Origin of the sequence: Vibrio sp. M260118 (assembly GCF_036533755.1) — a bacterium.
GTDB lineage: Bacteria > Pseudomonadota > Gammaproteobacteria > Enterobacterales > Vibrionaceae > Vibrio.
This window is the reverse complement of sequence record NZ_JATABG010000451.1, coordinates 1-2356: the sequence shown is the minus strand read 5'-3', so window position 1 is coordinate 2356 and position 2356 is coordinate 1. Positions and strand designations below refer to the sequence as shown.

Here is a 2356-nt window from a genome sequence, read left to right as displayed (position 1 = left end):
GGATAATTACTCGATTTCAATAGAATTTCAAGCGTTAATTAACTCCTAGAACGCAAACAGCTTTAATTCAAACAAAACTCTGACATAACAACCCAAAATTGAGCAACAAACCAGAAAACCAGACCCAAACAAACTAATATATATTGATTTAAAATCAGAATCTTAATGAAACTTCGACATGCAATTTTGAGTATGGAGATAGTTTAGAGCAAGTTAGAATAATAAATGCCGTTATTATTCAAATTAGACATTAAGATACTGATAGTTAGCGACGTTAACTTATCTACTACTTTTATATCCCATCGTTCGCTAGACAGAAGATTTCTGAACATCTTCTGACCAGTGGTTTATGTTAATTAAAAGAAAGTAAGGCGTGGATAACACTTCTTAACTTGAATCGTTGCTGTTGGTAGCCTGGGTGATTAAGTTGAAGTTGTACTTTCAAAAAGGATTCAAATATGAAATTTACGCCTGAACATATGTCTGAACTAAACCTTTTGCTCCAGTTTGATATCAGCAGTTCTGCAACGGGTATTAAAGTCCATCACGATGCCACTGAAGAGATGCAAGCAGCAGTTCAGCGCCTTTACGAAAAAGGGTTGTGTACTTTACCTGATGGCGGCTATCTGACTGATGAAGGTATTGAAATGGCGGAGCACGCCGATAAAGTGCTTAGAGTTCTTTCAAACTAAAACAAATCAAGGCAGTGCTACTGGAGGCGCTGTTAGATATTGCCGGTAGCTCTCAAGCACCAGTGACATATCGATTTTCTCCAAACCTTGATTGAATATCTTACGCCAGTTGTGCCCTTCTGGCGTGTTTTTAAAAGCGAGATAAATCTGCTTGGTTTCTAACAGCCGTTCGTTCATCCTCACTCGCTCCGCGAGCATTTCCGCCCTTTGATCAATACTGATTAAGTAGTCCAACACATTCGAATCTATTACCGCTGCGTCTAACCGACCCTTTGCCACCTTATAGATGTTGCGTATATCGTTAGCTGAAGCCTCAACACTAATTAAGCCTTGAGCGACTAAAGCATCAAATTCAGCCGTGTTTACATAGCCTTGAACCACACCAATTCGATACTCGCGTAGATCATCTACCTGACTCCATGAAATGGGAGATTGACGATTCTCCACTAAACCTAACGGGCCAGTGCCGATAGAATCAGAAAACACGAATTCATCAGTATCAAAATAGTATTCAGGGAAGTAACCCGCATAGCGATCGGTTTTACTCGCGAGTGCAACAGAACGCACCCAAGGTTTGAACTCTACAACAAGTTCGTAGCCCATTGCTAAAAACGCGGCTTTGGCTACAGCGACGGAGACTCCTCTCTGTTCCAAATCCTCACCTGAATAAGGTGGCCACTCGAGTGAAGTCATATACACTTGCTGATTCGCTTTAACCGAAACCGTACAAACTAGCAAAACCATCATCAACAACAACTTCATTTTTAGTCCTTTATATAGGAGTCCAGTATTTACTGTTATCTTTAATAATAGGTGCTATGGCCTAACTATCTAGCAACACGCTATGCTAATTGTGTTACAACAAATAACTGACGTCGCACCTAAGCGTCATTTTTTGCAAAACCAGGTCAATAATAATGTACCATCAAGCATTCAATAGAGTTAGCAATTGGCTACGGCATATCGTGCACGGTATGTATTGGCCACCACAATCGAATGTCAAGGAGCAACGTAATGAAGAGGATTTCAATTATTGGCGGTGGTTGGCTAGGAAAGCCTCTGGGGCAATATTTGACCTCAATCGGCCACAAGGTGTTTGTAAGTAAAACAACGCTTGAGGGAGTGAATGAACTTCAACAAAATGGAATCGATAGTTTTAAATGCGATTTAATTAACAAAGATGATGAACTTGGTTCTCACCTCACTCGAAACCCCTCTGACGTCGTCATCGGCTGCTTTCCTCCAGGCTTTCGCAAAGGAAAAGGAGATCAATACATTGGCCAATGGCAAACCCTAATTCAAGCCGCTAAACAGCATCAAGTGACCCGGGTTGTCATGGTAAGTTCCACAACGGTATACCCTAGCCTAGCAAAAGATATGGTGGAAGAAGATGCGACACTGTCCCTGGTTCATGGCGAAAGCGCATTCAGTGACAATGCCAGAACCATGCTACAAGCGGAAGAAGCCTTAATTAGCTCAGGACTTAAATTTGCTATTGTACGATGCAGTGGTTTAGTAGGCCCTGAGCGTCACCCTTCTCGGTTTGCAGCCAAACTAAAACAAGTTAGCGACCAAGCGCCAGCCAATATGATTCATCTTCAAGATGCGATTGGTGCTGTTTCTTTTATGGCTCTGAGCGAAGTTTCAACCGTTGTCAACGCGAC

The 2356-nt window shown here is 41.8% G+C and carries 3 protein-coding genes; 2 read left to right on the top strand and 1 reads right to left on the bottom strand.

What is annotated here, in order from left to right; genetic code table 11:
* Positions 1-458 precede the first annotated feature (458 nt).
* Positions 459-692 (top strand): TIGR02647 family protein, encoded by a 234-nt coding sequence (locus tag QTO00_RS18200; RefSeq protein WP_331426036.1) that lies wholly within the window; start codon positions 459-461, stop codon positions 690-692.
* A gap of 6 nt (positions 693-698) precedes the next feature.
* Here the strand turns inward: QTO00_RS18200 and QTO00_RS18195 are convergent, their stop codons facing one another.
* Entirely contained in the window at positions 699-1454 is a 756-nt protein-coding gene (locus QTO00_RS18195; protein ID WP_331426035.1) for a substrate-binding periplasmic protein, read from the bottom strand.
* A 252-nt stretch (positions 1455-1706) separates the two neighbouring features.
* Here QTO00_RS18195 and QTO00_RS18190 point away from each other — a divergent pair.
* Positions 1707-2356, top strand: a 650-nt coding sequence (locus QTO00_RS18190; protein WP_331426034.1) for an NAD(P)H-binding protein, incomplete at its 3' end; no start/stop codon positions are given.